Source organism: Paraclostridium dentum (assembly GCF_048568265.1).
In the GTDB taxonomy this organism is placed as follows: domain Bacteria; phylum Bacillota; class Clostridia; order Peptostreptococcales; family Peptostreptococcaceae; genus Paraclostridium; species Paraclostridium dentum.
Map to the genome: position 1 here is coordinate 1,576,050 of NZ_CP183813.1, position 17,319 is coordinate 1,593,368.

The 17,319-nt window shown below is 26.6% G+C and carries 17 protein-coding genes; 2 read left to right on the top strand and 15 right to left on the bottom strand.

All coding sequences use genetic code 11. The annotated features are described in order from the left end of the window. Window position 1 precedes the first annotated feature (1 nt). The 3 genes from ACN6I1_RS07070 to ACN6I1_RS07080 form a co-directional block, all read right to left on the bottom strand. Window positions 2-343: a hypothetical protein gene (locus ACN6I1_RS07070; protein ID WP_021429244.1), complete on the bottom strand. Its 342-nt coding sequence runs from the start codon at window positions 341-343 to the stop codon at window positions 2-4. Between the two features lie 241 nt (window positions 344-584). Further along, complete coding sequence (locus ACN6I1_RS07075) at window positions 585-1,271, bottom strand: sporulation protein (RefSeq protein WP_419743263.1); 687 nt, start codon at window positions 1,269-1,271, stop codon at window positions 585-587. Between the two features lie 563 nt (window positions 1,272-1,834). Continuing rightward, window positions 1,835-3,031 (bottom strand): S41 family peptidase, encoded by a 1,197-nt coding sequence (locus ACN6I1_RS07080; protein ID WP_419743264.1) that lies wholly within the window; start codon window positions 3,029-3,031, stop codon window positions 1,835-1,837. A 507-nt stretch (window positions 3,032-3,538) separates the two neighbouring features. Here ACN6I1_RS07080 and ACN6I1_RS07085 point away from each other — a divergent pair. Then, entirely contained in the window at window positions 3,539-3,856 is a 318-nt protein-coding gene (locus ACN6I1_RS07085; protein WP_021433050.1) for a hypothetical protein, read from the top strand. Between the two features lie 396 nt (window positions 3,857-4,252). Further along, window positions 4,253-5,386: a Na+/H+ antiporter NhaA gene (gene nhaA, locus ACN6I1_RS07090; RefSeq protein ID WP_419743297.1), complete on the top strand. Its 1,134-nt coding sequence runs from the start codon at window positions 4,253-4,255 to the stop codon at window positions 5,384-5,386. A 48-nt stretch (window positions 5,387-5,434) separates the two neighbouring features. Here nhaA and splB read toward each other — a convergent pair whose 3' ends face one another. From splB to ACN6I1_RS07150, 12 genes are all read right to left on the bottom strand, one after another. After that, entirely contained in the window at window positions 5,435-6,457 is a 1,023-nt protein-coding gene (splB, locus tag ACN6I1_RS07095) for a spore photoproduct lyase (RefSeq protein WP_419743265.1), read from the bottom strand. Between the two features lie 128 nt (window positions 6,458-6,585). Next, on the bottom strand, window positions 6,586-6,828 hold the full coding sequence (locus ACN6I1_RS07100) for a small, acid-soluble spore protein, alpha/beta type (RefSeq protein WP_419743266.1): 243 nt from the start codon (window positions 6,826-6,828) through the stop codon (window positions 6,586-6,588). 141 nt (window positions 6,829-6,969) lie between these two features. Continuing rightward, entirely contained in the window at window positions 6,970-7,614 is a 645-nt protein-coding gene (gene fsa, locus ACN6I1_RS07105; protein WP_419743267.1) for a fructose-6-phosphate aldolase, read from the bottom strand. A 21-nt stretch (window positions 7,615-7,635) separates the two neighbouring features. Then, entirely contained in the window at window positions 7,636-8,919 is a 1,284-nt protein-coding gene (locus ACN6I1_RS07110) for a NupC/NupG family nucleoside CNT transporter (RefSeq protein ID WP_035116088.1), read from the bottom strand. 129 nt (window positions 8,920-9,048) lie between these two features. After that, window positions 9,049-9,870, bottom strand: a complete 822-nt coding sequence (locus ACN6I1_RS07115) for a purine-nucleoside phosphorylase (protein ID WP_419743268.1) — start codon at window positions 9,868-9,870, stop codon at window positions 9,049-9,051. A gap of 63 nt (window positions 9,871-9,933) precedes the next feature. After that, window positions 9,934-10,599 carry a deoxyribose-phosphate aldolase gene (gene deoC / locus ACN6I1_RS07120; RefSeq protein ID WP_419743269.1) on the bottom strand — a complete coding sequence of 222 codons (666 nt, stop codon included), beginning with the start codon at window positions 10,597-10,599 and terminating at the stop codon, window positions 9,934-9,936. A 39-nt stretch (window positions 10,600-10,638) separates the two neighbouring features. Then, a complete protein-coding gene (locus ACN6I1_RS07125; RefSeq protein ID WP_419743270.1) occupies window positions 10,639-11,943 on the bottom strand; it encodes a pyrimidine-nucleoside phosphorylase in 1,305 nt (434 codons plus the stop codon). A 12-nt stretch (window positions 11,944-11,955) separates the two neighbouring features. Then, on the bottom strand, window positions 11,956-13,020 hold the full coding sequence (locus ACN6I1_RS07130) for a BMP family ABC transporter substrate-binding protein (RefSeq protein WP_195946067.1): 1,065 nt from the start codon (window positions 13,018-13,020) through the stop codon (window positions 11,956-11,958). Between the two features lie 168 nt (window positions 13,021-13,188). Further along, complete coding sequence (locus ACN6I1_RS07135) at window positions 13,189-13,938, bottom strand: response regulator transcription factor (RefSeq protein ID WP_419743271.1); 750 nt, start codon at window positions 13,936-13,938, stop codon at window positions 13,189-13,191. A gap of 9 nt (window positions 13,939-13,947) precedes the next feature. Beyond that, on the bottom strand, window positions 13,948-15,660 hold the full coding sequence (locus ACN6I1_RS07140) for a cache domain-containing sensor histidine kinase (RefSeq protein ID WP_419743272.1): 1,713 nt from the start codon (window positions 15,658-15,660) through the stop codon (window positions 13,948-13,950). Between the two features lie 145 nt (window positions 15,661-15,805). After that, window positions 15,806-16,462, bottom strand: a complete 657-nt coding sequence (locus ACN6I1_RS07145) for a 4Fe-4S binding protein (protein ID WP_419743273.1) — start codon at window positions 16,460-16,462, stop codon at window positions 15,806-15,808. Window positions 16,463-16,560: 98 nt separating this feature from the next. Then, window positions 16,561-17,265 carry a C40 family peptidase gene (locus ACN6I1_RS07150; protein ID WP_419743274.1) on the bottom strand — a complete coding sequence of 235 codons (705 nt, stop codon included), beginning with the start codon at window positions 17,263-17,265 and terminating at the stop codon, window positions 16,561-16,563. Window positions 17,266-17,319 lie beyond the last annotated feature (54 nt).

Genomic DNA, 17,319 nt, shown 5'->3' on the forward strand with positions numbered 1-17,319 from the left:
TTTATACTGAGTATAACCATAGTTTATCTACCCATTTTATACTAGTATCATTATTTTTTAAATTCTTACATAGTAACAAAATAACTTGTTCATCTCGATCAAACAACTCATAAATTATTTCATTAGGTTTATGTTTATCATGTATTTTATCAACGTACTCTACTCTTTCTCTAAAAAGTTTTGGCAATGTGTAATGTATATTTAATAGTTGTTCTGCTAAAACAACTATATCTTCTCTTTCTAAGCCCTTTACCAATATATGTTCTGGTATGTACTGCTTATATATATTAAATACTTTATCCATTATTAAATCTTTAAATTTTAAAAAAACATTTCCACTCAAAATTAGCTCTCCCCTTTATATGAATATCTATTTCTCTCTGACATCGTCATTTAATTATATACACATTTTTTATCTTTTTCAATCAATATAATTCATTTTATCTTGCTAATATATATGTTCGTCCTAAATAAAAAAAAAGAAAAAATACCAGTAATAAATATCTGGTATTGTATTGTGTATTTCAATATTAAATTTATATTTTTTGACATGGAAGTTTTTCTTCCTATACTATATGTTTATGCTAAATTTTAAATTTAATAACAGAATATATTTTATTAGTTAAATAATTTAAATCATTTATATATTTATATTCAAATATAACTTTTATATTTTGATTTAAATATACTTCTATAAACTCATTTTTTTGCTTAAAAAAAATTTCAATATCATTTTCATTTTGATCCAAAGCTTCTTTCAATTTTCTGAATTTAAAGCACTGAATAAATGGTAAATTATCATATTTGTTTTCTGTATATTTATTCTCTACTTCTATTAAAGAAAACCCTAAATTTTCTATAACATAAATTGTATTTTCTATGTATTTTGGAGGTAATATATCTATATAATATTTTTCTTCTAATTTATTTTTACCATTTTCTTTTAAACATGTCTTTATCCATATATGACTTTTGTGTATTGATACTGGAACTTTTTTATTTACCTTAAATTTAAATGGAACTTTTACTAATCCACCCTCAGTTATACTTTTGTCTAAATTTATTTCTACCTTTTGTAAAACTACTTTTTTTCCGCCTATATTTTTATATTTATCTTTAATATAGTTAGTTTTTATATATATTTTTATATCATGTAATTTTTTATTTAAATCCAAACCACTTAAAACGCAAACTCCTTCTATATCTTCATCTGGATATATTTCTCTTGAGTTTATAAATGTTTTTAATTTAATTTCATTTAAATTACTCATGTACTCCCCCTATTTAAAAATACTCTTTACTATATTATTAATTATATTTTCCTCTAAAATATGCTTATTTAAGCAAAATAAAAGGATATATATAGAACTTTAAAGTCCAACATATAATCCCTTATTTTATTTCGGTATAATAAATTTATTTAACAAATAATAATTTTTAACTGTATAATATATCCCGCCTAAAACTTATATTATTTACATAAAAAAGCTAGCTATAGGTGCAACAGCAGTAACAACAAATGCTATTATTATTAAAAATATAGCAACTCTTTTCATTCCTAAGTTTTTTGATTTTTTTTCTTGTTTTATCATTTTAACCTATCCTTTCAGTTATAACGTTAATTTGTACATTTTATTATACAACTTACAAATATATTAATCAAAAAAATTTTGTATTTAAATTAATCCAATTTTAATTCAAACATAATAATTTATTAAAAAACATTTATATTTACTCTACACTATTAATATAGTATTATTCTATACTATTTTAAAAAAACCTTTATATTTATAGTGTTAAAATTAATATTTTTAACTTTCATAAAACTTATATTCTAATTTATATGCTCAAGTTCTAAAACTTTATCTATACACTTGTCATCTTTTAAATTTTTAGTTCTCTCACAATTATTCACCTTAAAATCAGGCGTAGTTTTAACTTCCTCATCACATATTCCATATTTATTTAAATACATACCACTAGCCATTCTAACTACCAAGCCGCTATTTTTTAATTCAAACAAAGCAGGATCTAATCCTCCTCCGTCTCCTCCAGTGGTACCTCCTATTAAAGTTGCAAATTTAGATTCTTTACAAAACATAGCAAAGAATTCTGATGATGAATATACCTTTTTATCCGTAAGTAAATAAATATTACCTTTAAAATTCAAATTATTACTAGCTTTTATTGTATAAGACGTATTTTCAAATCCATCGAATTTATTAAAAACTTCTTGTGGCGCATTTTTTCTTATACTCTGAGGTAATTTATCAATAGGGTTTAATTTTATTTTTCTTTCATCCGTATAATTTTTTATTAATTCACTTTTATTTCTATAAGCTCTATAACCGCTTATTTTAATATCATCATTTATAAGCTTAGAAACAATGCCTTGCCAATAACTATCACTTCCGCCTTTATTTCCTCTTATATCTATAATTAAAGCCCTGTAATTGTCTAGTGTTTTTATATAATCTCCAATCATATTTAAATCATTTTTCATAGAACCATGTTGTGGTGCCATAGATGGTAAATACATATATCCAACACTACCATTTACTGCATCTTGTAAAACTAATTCTTTTTTTAAAAAACTACCATCACAAATTTTAACTTCTGATTTTATATTATCGTATCTTTCTATAACTTTTTTATCATTAAGAAAATCATACCAATTGTTTTTCGAATATGCTTTTTTAAACATTTCATATCTTTTTTTATTATTTATTACCTCGGTATGCTTATTTCCTAATTCTGATAATATATCTGACATCTCAGCTACAAATTCATCATCATTTGTAGTATTTTTAATTCTCTTTATATATGCATTCTTGTTAGATATCCAGTCTTTTCCACTTAATCTTGTATTTACATCTAAATATGGATATCCTTCTTTTATTGTATTATACATATACTTAAAATCACTTACTTTCTCAGTTGTAGATAATTGATCCGATTTACTGTATACCTTATTTCCAAAGATAACTATAGATCCAAAAACAATTATTAAAAATAATAATTTCTTTTTCATTTAATTCACTTCCTTATTGCACTAATAACCTTAAACATTGTAACATCCCTTTCTAACAAAATCTAGGTTGCTATTTAATCATTTAAAAAGTTATTTAAATTATGTTAAAATTTATATTTTTTAATATAATCCTTAGTATGCTCTATTTTTCAATAAAATTATGTACATATTTAGTTAAAAAAAATACTACCATAAAATTATGGTAGCACTTAATAAAAGAGTAGTTATATAATATTTTTTCAGATTTTATTTACCCTATTAATTAATGTAATTTTCAAAATCAATAGATATTATATTATATTATAATTAGAAAAATTATGCAATATTTATATGAATTTTTTTATTTATTTATTAAAATTTAACATATATTTTGTTTAACCCTTAACATATAAGTATTATAATTTATATAGTAGGATATTTTTAATCAATTTCATATATACTTCATGTTTAAATATTAAACTAATACTAACCATTTACTAAGTCTAACTTTTAACAGGAGGTCCTAAAATGAAAATTAACTTTTTACCAAGAACTAAATTAGGACAATATAGCGTAATAATTATGGCTTTAACTCTAATATTTTTTATAGTTGGTTCTTTAATGTCTTGGGATTTTTCTTATTATGGATTTAAGTTTATAGCAAAAAATCAAATTCATATAGCTGTATTATTTATTATATTCATCCTGGGAGTCCTAGCTTGTGCTTTAGGTTTTATAGCTATAGATAAAAAAAGAGATAAATCAATTTTAGTACTTATCTCTATAATATTAGGAATAAATAATATTGTTGGATTCTTTAGTTTTATTGCACATATATTTATATAATAATAAAAGTATAGTCTATATAAAAAGTTTATAGCCTATACTTTTATTATTTTAGTTTAAATTTTATTAATAAATTCATATAAAAATTTTTTACGAATAAAATTATCATAAGCTTTTTAGTATATAATTCGCACCACTTCGAACTATATATATGTTAATAATAATTAAGTAAACTTCATATGTTAGTTTTTTTAATATTTTTATGAAAACGTTTCTTTTTATTTTTTTATTCTAAGCTTCATGTTGTTGACAACATATCTATGTAAGAGTAGTATACCTTAATGTAATGTTAATTATATATATGTTTTTAAAACTATTAGGGGGGGATAATTAATTTTATGAAATCTAATATGAAAAATATAGTATCTTCTGAGGTGTTTACCAGGAAGCTTACTTATATGTGCAACTATAATTTCTATAACCTTAGCAAATAGTCCATTTTCATCTGTTTATCATCATCTATTGGGAGAATTTAAATTTTTAGGCCACTTTAATATACATATGTTAGTAAATGATTTTTTAATGACTATATTCTTTTTATTAGTAGGACTCGAAATAAAACATGAGTTACTATATGGAAATTTATCTAGCTTCAAAAAAGCTTCTTTTCCTATATTTTCAGCATTGGGTGGAGTGATTGTTCCAGCAATTATATTTATGGTATTTAATAAAGGTACTCAATTTGAAGCTGGTGTTGGAATTCCAATTTCAACTGATATAGCTTTTGCTGTAGGTATTTTTATGATACTAAAAAACAAATTAAATCCAGCTTTAAAAATATTCTTACTTTCTTTAGCTGTTGTAGATGATTTAATTTCTATATTTGTAATTGGGTTTTTGTATTCTTCTAATATAAATTTCAAAATTTTATATTTAGCATTGTTTTTTACTTGTATTCTAATGTACATGAACATAAGACTTAGAATCAATAAAATTTATCCATATTTGATAATTGGATTTTTTATATGGGGACTTATATATTTAAGTGGTGTTCACGCTACTATAAGTGGTGTTTTAATTGCAATATCAATTCCATCTACTAAGCTTAGAAATGAAAAAAAACCTATTTCATATAAGTTAGAACATAAATTAAGTCCATTGTGCAATTTATTTATACTACCGCTATTCGCTTTAGCAAATACTGCAATAACCCTAAATTTAAATATAGATATTTCCAGTAGTGATACTTTAATCAAAGGAATTATAGCTGGACTATCAATAGGAAAACCGTTAGGTATAATGACATTTGCATTTATATCAACAATGCTCGGTCTTACAGAAAAGCCTAAGGGCTCAACTTGGTTATCAATCTTCTCTGTATCAATACTTGCTGGTGTAGGCTTTACAATGTCTATATTCATCTCAGAAATAGCTTTTGCTAATAACCCTGAGTTTGTAAGTATTGCTAAAATTTCTATATTGTTAGCATCCTTAATTTCAATAATTTCAACTTATATAATAGCTACTTTTGCTAGCAAAAACACTGCGTTTAACAAAAACTATACATTTAAACATAAAAAGACTGCTTAAAATAAAAGGCTTGAAACGATAATTTGTTTCAAGCCTTTTGTTTTTTCGCTATATAATATACTTAATTTCACTTTTAGGAAATTCATTTAGTATGTTCTCTTTAAAAAATTCTTTCATTTCTAATAACTGTTCTTTTGTGTATACGTATTTACCATATCCAAATTGTCCATATTTAAACGTTCTGTGATCATCAACCATTGGAAGAGTAGTTTCTGGGAAAATTTCTATTATCCTATTTTTTGCTTTAGTCGTATATCGATGAGAAATAACTTCAAAAGTCAGTGTTTCATGATAATTTTCAGGTAATGTATCTTTTATATGTTTTATTAATTTTTTATAGTCATCTTTCCAGTTTTCGTATAAAAAAACTGGTGCAATTATAAATCCTATTTTATACCCAGCTTTAGCTGCTTTTGCAGCAGCTTCAATTCTTTTATTAGAAGATGCAGTATAATGCTCATAAGAATCTATTATTTTAGGCGTGTTTATACTAAATCTTATTTCTGTATGATTATTATGATTTATATTTAAAAGACTGTCTATATCGCTATATTTAGTTACAAATCTAAACCTTCCTTTATCTTCTTTTCCAAAAAATTCTATTACAAGCTTTAGTGAATTTGTATAAGGTTCTAATGGAATTGGGTCTGACGTTGCAGCTCCCTCGAATATAGTTATCTCTGGCTCTCTTTCATTAATATACTTTTTAGTTTGATTTAATACATCATCCATGTTTACAAAAACTTTTACAAATGGTTTATCTCCTAATTGTGTATTTAAATAACAATATTCACACCTACCCATACATCCACTTACAATTGGCAATTGATAGTGTGCTGAAGGTTTACATGTTTGAAACTTTAAGCTGCTTCTTTTTCCAACAACTAAAGTTTCTTTTCCTGATCTGTATTGTTCAAATAAATTTTCTCCTGGAATGTTGCTCTTTACCCTATTTGATGTTAATTGTATAATTTCTACATTTTTATTGTCTTTCACCATGTCATAAATTTTTTTTCCAATGTATGTATCTATTGAGCCTTTTTCAAATATAACTCTTCTAGGATTAAACATTTTTTCACCTCTCAAAATTAATTATTTCTTATAGCTTCTCCAATTTTAATTAAAGTAAAAGATTACATGTTAATAATTAATAATAAAGTATATAAAAATATTTAGTAACCGTGATTTTATTAATTAACTTATTTTTTTTTGTTCATTTTCATAAGAATTTCTTCACCTTTAGAAACTAATGATTTAGTCATAGCTCCTCCAACTTGTTCTCCAGCAAGAACATTTTTAGATATTCCTTCTATAGTATTTTGAGGTGCATTACTTTCAACTTTACCACTTAGCATATTATAGTTATATCCAAGTTCATTAGCTATTTCCATTTTAAACATATTTAAAGCTTGTTTTGCATTGCTGTTTATTGTTTTACTCATTAAAATACATCCTTTCATTTGTTTTACTTATACAATAGGATGCACTTAATTTTAAATATAATTCAATGGATTATGTTTAAAATTAAATCTAAAAAAGACTCCTATATAGGAGCCTTTTAACATTGTAAACAAAATTTCATATTATTTTCCTTGTTTTTCATAGTCACTTAAAAACTTAGCTATTCCTATGTCTGTTAAAGGATGTTTAGCCATTTGTTCTAAAACTTTAAATGGTATAGTCGCTATATCAGACCCTGCCATAGCACACTCTGATACATGTATTGGATTTCTTATACTTGCAGAAATTATTTCTGTTTGCATATTATGGACTTCAAATATGTTTGCTATTTCACTTATAAGTTCTACTCCTATAGCACCTATATCATCTAATCTCCCTACAAATGGACTTACATAAGTTGCCCCTGCTTTAGCTGCAAGTAATGCTTGTTGTGATGAGAATATTAATGTAACATTTGTTTTTATTCCTTTTTCAGTTAATATCTTAACTGCCTTTAATCCCTCTATACACATAGGTATTTTTATAACTATGTTTTTATGTAGTTTAACTAATTCCATAGCTTCTTCAACCATTGTATCACACTCTAAACTTATTACTTCCGCACTTATAGGTCCATCCACTATACTACATATTTCATTTATAACTTCTTGAAGATCTCTTCCTTCTTTAGCTATAAGAGATGGATTTGTTGTTACACCATCTATTATACCCCAAGTATTAGCTTCCTTTATTTCATCTATATTAGCTGTATCTATAAATATTTTCATTTTTATATCTCCTTTTAATTTTTATAAAGCTACTATTGCACCTACTATTAATGCACTTAAAACACTTACACAGAATCCACCTATCATACCTCTAAATGCTAATTCTGCTAGTTGCCCTCTTTTTTCAGGACAAAATACTGATATACCTGATATACAAATTCCCATACTAGATATATTTGCAAAACCTGTTAAAGATATTGCCATCATTAATCCTGTTCTATAGTCAAGAGTGTTTAATATTTGTCCTAATTCTCCAAAAGCAACAAATTCATTTAAAGCTAATTTACTTCCTAATAATTGTCCTGCTGTTAATATACTTTCTTTTGGTATTCCCATGAAAAATCCTATAGGTGCAAATACATAAGATAATATACCTTCTAATGATAACCCTACGATTGAAAGTCCTCCATTAACTAATGCAACTAAAGCTATTATAGCTATTAATGATGCTCCAATTCCAAGTGCCATATGCATTCCATCAGTAGCACCTTGAGATATCGCTTCCATTATATTACTATTATTTCCTTTATTATCTATTGTTACCTCATCACTATTTATTGTAGTTGCAGCACATTCTACAACAGCAATAGTGCCTGTTCCATTTTCAGTTTCTACTGTTTCACTACTTACTTTTTCAACTTCATATACTTTTTCTGGAAGTATTATCTTAGATATTATTATACTTCCTAAAGGAACTAAAGCTCCTCCTATCAATAAATATTGCATTGGAATTCCAAGACCTGCATATCCACCAAGAACAGTAGCTGACATACTACCCATTCCTGATATTAGAACTAACATTATCTCACTTTCAGTCATACCAGATAAATATTTACTTACAAGTATAGGTGACTCTGTCTGCCCTAAAAACATATTTGCAACTGCCACGAAACTTTCTACTTTACTTGTTCCTAATACTTTTTCTATTGCTCCTCCTATAAGCTTAACAACAAAACCTATAAGACCTATATAATAAAGTGCTGCTACAAGCGCAGATATAAATATTATATTACCTAAAACTTGAATACCAAATATCATTCCTGTTGGTGCACCTGCATCTGCTAAAGGTCCAAATACAAATCCAAGACCTTGTGCTCCATAACTTAATACTTTTGTTACAACGTCTGATATTTTTTCTATACCCATTCTTCCTAAAGGAAACTTTAATAATAGAAATGCTAAAACTACTTGAATTCCTAAAGCTTTTAATATCATCTTTTTATTGACATCTTTTTTATTTGGAGATACTAAATATAATCCTCCTAATAAAAGAGCTATCCCTACTATATTTAACACTATTGCCATTTTAATCGCCCTCGTTTTTCTATATGATAAGTTTTTTGATTGGTATGATTCTAATCAGATACTATTTATATTTTTAAATTTCAATAGTATCTGATTAACTTTATGTGTTAGTTTTTAATTTGACGTTAATTATATTTCATGAACTATGCTTTTTACTAAACTTAAGAATTGTTCTTTTACTCTTTGAGTCGTTTCTATTACTTCCTCATGATTTAAAGGTTGGTCAAGTATTCCTGCTGCCATGTTAGTTATACAAGATACCCCTATAACATTTAATTTACTGTGAGATGCAACTATTACTTCTGGTACTGTTGACATTCCAACTGCATCAGCTCCTAATATTTGAGCCATTCTTACTTCAGCAGGTGTTTCATATGTTGGTCCAGTGAAGAACGCATATACACCTTCTTTTATATCAATATTTAATTTTTTTGCACATTCTCTAGCTAATTCAGCATATTTTGGAGTATATGCAGTTGACATATCTGGGAATCTTACTCCTAGTCTATCATCATTTTTACCTATTAAAGGATTGTTTCCTCCTAGATTTAAATGATCTTTTATTATCATTAAATCTCCAGGATTAAAGTCTTTATTAGCTCCTCCTGCAGCATTTGTTACAAATACAGTTTCAACTCCAAGAGCTTTCATAACCCTTACAGGGAATGTTGTTTCTTGCATTTTATATCCTTCATAAAAATGGAATCTACCTTGCATAGCTACAACATCTTTTCCTTCTAATTTACCTATTACTAGCTGTCCTTTATGTCCTTCAACTGTTGAAACAGGAAAGTTTGGTATTTCATCATAACTAATTATTACAGGATTTTCTATTTCATCTCCTAAAACACCTAAGCCTGATCCTAGTATAAGACCTATAGTTGGATTTGAATCTATTTTAGATTTTATATAATTTGCACTTTCTGTTATTTTTTCATATAAGTTGTTCATTATATATACCTCACTTTTCTATTTATGTTTGATTTTTAAAACGTTTTCTTGTTATGTAAATTTTTAATATCCTGTTACTTCTTCATTATTTATTATTTTTATTATAGAACTTGTCCCAAGTCTTTTAGCTCCATTGTCTATAAATCTTTGTGCAGTTTCTAAATCTTTTATTCCTCCTGCAGCTTTTATTAGTACATCATTACCTACATTTTCTCTAAATAAAACTATATCTTCTAATGTAGCTCCTCCTGTACTAAATCCTGTTGAAGTTTTTATAAAATCAGCCTTAGCTTCAGTTACGCACTTACACATTTGTATTTTTTCCTCTTCACTTAAAAGGCATGTTTCGATTATTACCTTTAATACTTTATCTTTACAAGCTTCTTTTATAGACTTTATTTCATTTGTAATTTCTTCAAATTTTTTCTCTTTTAACATTCCTAAGTTGATTACCATATCAACTTCATCTGCTCCATTATTTATAGCATCCTTTGTTTCAAACACTTTTACAGCTGTAGTATTGTATCCATTTGGGAATCCAATTACTGTGCAAACTTTCATATTATCCCCTACAAACTCTTTTGCTTGCTTTACAAATGATGGAGGAATGCACACAGATGCCACGTCATATTTCATTGCATCTTCACAAATTATTTTAATATCTTCCCAAGTAGATGTCTGCTTCAATAAAGTATGATCTACAGTGCTTAAAATCATTTTTTTATCCATGTTTACTCTCCTTATGTCTATTGTTTTTATTGAATTTAATTATTCTATTATTTCATGTATTATAAAGCTTTTTACTGGTTTTTCATTTCTTATATCATAAGCCTCTTGTAATTGTTCTTCAGCTTTTTCAAACTTCTCTTCATCACTTGAATATAAAGTTGCTAAAACATCCCCTACTTTTACAGAGTCACCCATTTTCTTTTCAAGTATTATTCCTGCTCCATAGTCTAATTCATCATCTTTAGTGTGTCTTCCTGCACCTGTAAGTAATGATGCTATTCCTACTTTTTCTGCATTCAAATCATATACATATCCTTCTTTAGTTGCCTTTACTTGATGTACTAATGGTGCTATTTCAAATAATTCAGGATTCTCTATAACTTTTTGATCTCCGCCTTGAAGAGTTGCTAGTTCTTTTAATTTGTTAAGAGCTGAACCATCTTTTAATACGTTTTCAAGTTTTTCTCTTCCTTTTTTAACGTCTGGTTCTATATCTCCTATTTTTAGCATTTGAGCCCCTAATTGTAAGCATAATTCTCTTAAATCTTCAGGTCCTTCGCCTTTTAAAACTTCTATAACTTCTTTTAGTTCAAGTGCATTTCCTATTGCATATCCTAGAGGTTCTCCATTTAATGTTATAGCTGCTGATGTTTTTCTACCTAAACTATTTCCTATGTTTACCATAGCAGTAGCAAGTTCTTTTGCATCTTCTGCAGTTTTCATAAATGCTCCCTCACCATACTTAACATCTAATAATATAGCATCAGATCCTGAAGCAATTTTTTTACTCATTATACTTGCAGCTATTAAAGGTATACTATCAACAGTTGCAGTTACGTCTCTCAATGCATATATTTTTTTATCTGCTGGAACTAAGTTTTGAGTTTGCCCAGCTATAACTAACCCTGCATTTTTAACCATGTCTTTAAATTTATCTTCATCAACTGATATGTTAAATCCAGGTATAGATTCTAATTTATCTAATGTTCCACCTGTATGTCCTAGCCCTCTACCTGATAGTTTTGCAACCTTACCTCCAGCTGCACATACCATAGGAACTAAAATTAAAGATGTTTTGTCTCCAACTCCCCCAGTACTATGCTTATCTAATTTAATTCCCTCTATCATACTTAAATCTACTACATCCCCTGAGTTAACCATAGCCATAGTAAGGTTTGCTGTTTCTTCTTTAGTGAATCCATTTAAATATATTGCCATCAATAATGCTGATGCTTGATAATCTGGTATTTCACCATTAGTATATTTTTCTATAAAAAACTCTATTTCTTCTTTAGATAATTCCTTTTTATCTCTTTTTTTAGATATGATATCGTATACTCTCATTTTAATATCCCCTTATCTATTAGTTTTATAGTTGTTTAACTTAATCCAGGAATTCAATTGTTCAGAGCTCTTAGGTATTATTATGTTTTTATTTATTATGTCATTTTTAATTAATTCTACATTTTTAATAGTATTTTTTTTAATTTCAACGCTTGACCCTTCTCTTGTATAATCAATTACATTTTCTCCAAGGCCAATCGTGTGTACGCCTGAACTCCATGAATTATTTTTAATATTTTTTACTTCTTGGTATATAATGTCATTTGCATATCTTGTAGCAGTTGCTACTATATGTTCAGGAGCAAAAGAATTTTGATTTCCGTCTACTCCAAATGCATACTTATTAACTTGCTTTGCTGCTAAAAAAACTCCTATTCCAGATTGTCCTGCTAATTGTTGAATATAAACAGCTCCTTTATTATACATAGAAAGTGCAATTTCTTTTGCTTTTGCAGGGTCTGAAAAATCTCCTACTACAGCTTTCATAACATTTACATCAGGATTTACATATTTAACTCCAGCTTCAAATCCAATGGCACCTTCATTTAAATACTCTAAATCTTTTCCTAGTATAATTCCAACTGACTTATTTTCACTATCAGATAGCTCAAGTCCTGCAATAACTCCATTTAAAAATGTTTGTTGTTCCCATTTTGTGCTTATAGAACTAACGTTCGGTAGTTCTAATTTAGAATCAATTATAGTAAATTTTTGATTTGGAAACTCTTTCGAAACCTTTTCAACAGCACTTTCTTGCTCTCCTCCAACAGAAATAATTAAATCGTAATCTTTTAGCCTAGCATACTCTCTAGCAAATTTTTCATAATCATTCTTACTTTTTGATTGAGTGTAATCAAACTCTATCCCTAATTCTTCTTGAGCTCTTAATATTCCATCATAGCATAAGTCATTAAAAGCCTTATCTCCTAAACCAGCTTCATTAAAGATAATTGCTATCTTTGTGTTTTCATTACTTTTAACCTCTGATTTAGTTTCTTTGCTTTCTTGTTTATAAGCAATTATCATAATTAATAGTAAACCAGTTAATATAACAAGTTTTTTATAGTTTAATTTCATTTATTAATTATTCCCTTCTGCTTTAATAATATTATATTAAATAAAACGTTTTCACTCTATAAACCCTATTGATATAAAGTTTTAATTTTTTGATATATTTGTATATCTATGTCTAAATATATTGACATTTTTTGCACTATATTGACATAGATATACATTATTCTTTAACTATCTATCATCCTCAGGTGATATTCCTTTAAATTTTTTATAACTTCTTGAAAAATAACTTGCATTTGTATATCCAACTTCTATTGCAATTTGAGAAATTTTCATATCGGTATTCTTTATTAGACTTTCCGCTTTTTTCATTCTATAGTTAGTTAAGTAAGAGCTAAAGTTTTCTCCAACTTCTTCCTTAAATAACCTTGAAAAATATTCATGTGATAAGAATACATAGTTAGATATATCTTGAAGAGATATGTGCTGTTTATAGTTTTTATGTATATAATCAATTGATTTTTTTATAGTTTTTGAATAGCCATCCTTACTTTCACTTAAGGTACTATCTTTTTGTAATCTACTTACTTTGTTCTTTTCTAATTCTTTCACAGACTCATTTACTTTATCTAAAATTTCTTTTAATTCTTTTGGCCTAATATCTGATTTTACTAAATACTCATACACTCCACAACTTATAGCTTCTTTTGCATAAGAAAATTCAGCATAATTTGTAAGTAATATAACATAAATATCTGGAAAAACTTCTTTTATTTTTTTTGTAAGTTCTATCCCTCCCATTATTGGCATTTTTATGTCACTTATAATTACTTTAGGTTTTAGGTTTAATGCTAATTCATATGCTTCTTTTCCATTTGATGCGCTTGCTAGAACATTAAATTCATCGGAAATATTTGAAATAGTATATGCTATCCAATCTCTTATAGGTGCTTCATCTTCTACTACTATTATATCTAACATATTTACCTCCTAATTTGGCAGTATAAAAGTAATTTTAGTTCCTTTACCTTCTAAACTATCTATCTTTAATCCATAGTCTTGTCCATAATTTAATTGTATTCTTTCATGTACATTTATAACTCCAACGCTATTTACACTAGCTTCTTTATTTAAAACATGATCTAATTTATCTTTAGACATACCTATTCCATTGTCTTCTATAATTATTCGTATACTATCTTTTAGACTATAACCTTTTATATTTATATCCCCTTTATTATTTTCCTTTTCCATGCTGTATAATATTGCATTCTCTACGATAGGCTGAAGTATAAATGATGGTATTTTATAATCTTTTATATTTTCATCAAATTCATATTCTACATCAAAACAATTAGGGTATCTCATCTTTTGTAGCTCTACATAATTTTTTATATTTTCTAACTCCTCTTCCAATGTAATCATTTCACTCGCTCTAGGTAAAATACTTCTAAGTAGTTTTGTAAACCTATAAAGCATTTCTTCAGCTACTTCTGTTTTATTCATTGAAACTAAAAATCTTATACCACTTAATGTATTGTATAAAAAATGCGGATTTATTTGAGCCTGTAAAAAGCTTAGTTCAGCTACCCTTTTTTGTTTTTCATACTTCTTAATATCTTCTATTGATTCATGTAACCGTTTTACCATGCTGTTAAAAGAGCTTTGAAGTTGACCTATCTCATCATCTCTATCAACCTCTACTTCTACCTCTAAATTACCTTTCATAACATATTCCATCTTATCCTTTATCTTTAAAATAGGATTTGTTATCCAAACTGATATTTTATATGTAATTATTAGTGCCGGAATGCTTATTAATGCGATTATATAAAGTGTCCTTTGAGCAATTTTATTAGATACTTGCGACATTATATTCGAAGGTATAACTTGAATGATTTTCCATCCATATGAGTCTATATTAGATTTAATTTCGATATTACTTGAGTTCATATTATGGGAATTTTTATTAGATTTATATTTTGTTCCTATTAATCGTTTATCTTTACTTGAAATTATATTGTCTGTAGAATCCACTATATAAACTGAGGTTCCTTTTTCCAAAAGATCTGAATATCTATCATATAGCATTGTTTCGCTTATATCTATAATTAAAACTCCTAAAGTTTCATTAGTTATAAAATCTTTTATAACTCTACCCATTTTTAATATATTCTTATATGGTCCAATCCCATTTTCATCTCTATATGTATTTATAAGAACTGTATTTCCATTTGCTTTTACTATTTTTTCATACCATTCTTGATTTTTAATATTTTCTAAATTATACTTATTTTTAGAGTATGTTCCATAGCTCAAACCGTTTTCTCCAACTATGTATAACTCTGGCTTCATATTAAACTTTCCATATTTAAAAATTTGATCCATTAATAAGCCTTCCACATAATCGTAATTTTCTTTGTTTACTATGTCATCTTGATGCTTGTCTTTTGGGTTAGATAATATATCTATTAGCTTGTTATCTGCGACAATATTATTCCCTATACTTTCTACATTTGAAAGCAATATTGAAATATTATTAGATACCTCATCTAATACTTGCAATCTCATTACTTGTATTTCTTCTTGGACAATCTTATTACTATCATTTATAACCCAGGCACTAATAATTCCTGTTATAAATACAATCAAAACAAATATCAATAAAAATAGCTTAAATGTAATGCTATTTGTTTTTATCATAATCACTCCTTTTCTCTTAGATTTCCAACTAATAATTTTATCTTATGTGACTATTTAAATCAATATTTTTATATTTAAAAACAAATATACAAAAATAAGCATATTAAAACTTTATCTCAAGTTTATATGCTTATTTTTGTATATTTTATTTATTTTTTCTATCAAGCTCTAACTTAATAGAATCTTTTGGACATTTATAAACACATTTTTGACAGAATATACAGTCAGAATCTTCTACTAATCCTTCTTTATATTCCTTTGGTGAAATTCCCATTGGGCATGCTTTTGCACATAGACCACAGCTTACACAACTATTATTGACTTCTAAGTTTACTTTTCTGCCTTTTATTTTTGCTACAACTGCTGATAAAGTCCCCATTGGACAAAAATTACACCATGTTCTCTGATTATAGAAAAGACCTAAAATAATTCCTATTATAGATGTTATCACTATTATTTTGTAAAATACAAATCCTATTCCATATAGATTTCCCCAATTTTTATATAATCCCATTGAGAAATTAAATATTATAAACAATCCCATAAATCCTCTAAATAATTTACTTTTTAAAAATTTAGGGACTTTCTTTTTAGGTGAAACCTTAGATAGAACATTCTCATAGAAATTACCTCTTGGACAATAATTTCCACACCAATAACGTCCTTTTCCTGAAAATGCAACTGCAATTGGTGCAACCATACATATTATAGCTATAATAGCAAATCTCATATCAAATAATGATAGTATTAAAAAAGTTAAAAATATTAAGTATCCATACTTTTTATAAAGTTCTTTAACCATATTTCTCCTCCTAGTTAAATTTAATTTATCTTATGAATACATAATATAATTATTTGATATTTTTTTCTGTGACTTTGTAACATTTCTTATTTTTTATACTAAGGTCTTCTTGCTCCTTTATAATGTGTTTCATAGTAACCTGTTAATTTTGACTTTTTAATTCCAGCCTTTTCATTTGCAGCATGTACAAATTCATTGTTTCCTACATACATACCTACATGACTTACTCTCCCTTTTCCCATAGTATCAAAGAATACTAAATCTCCTACTTGTAAGTCTTTTTTATCTACAGCTTTTCCAAATTTACTTTGTTCATATGAAGTTCTTGGTATATCTTTTCCTAATGCATTTTTATAAACATATTGAACTAATCCTGAACAATCAAAAGAGTTAGGTCCAGTAGCACCCCATACATATCTATTTCCTACTTTGCTTTCTATTAACTCAACAGCTTTATCCATATTATTAGATGTATTTGTATTTGTATTATTTTTTTCTGGTGGTTTAACTGTATTCACTAATGAATTTTCTACATTAGTTTTATTTGAAGTTTGATTGCAATTGTTAATCTTATCTCTGTTTATATTACTTTGCAGTGTTTGCAATGAATCTAAACTATTTTCATCTTGATTATTGTTGCAATGACAACTGCACTTGCAATTGTTTGTTGGAATATTTTCTATTGCATTTTCTAAAATTAAATTAAATAAATCAAATTTATTATTAAACTCATTTTTATTATTTGTATTTGCTTGATTTACTGCATTTAAAAGCTTAATTGTGACTAATTGGCTTACATCCATTCTAAATCTCCTTGTTCTATATTTTTTTAAAATAACAAAAAATAACCATATATA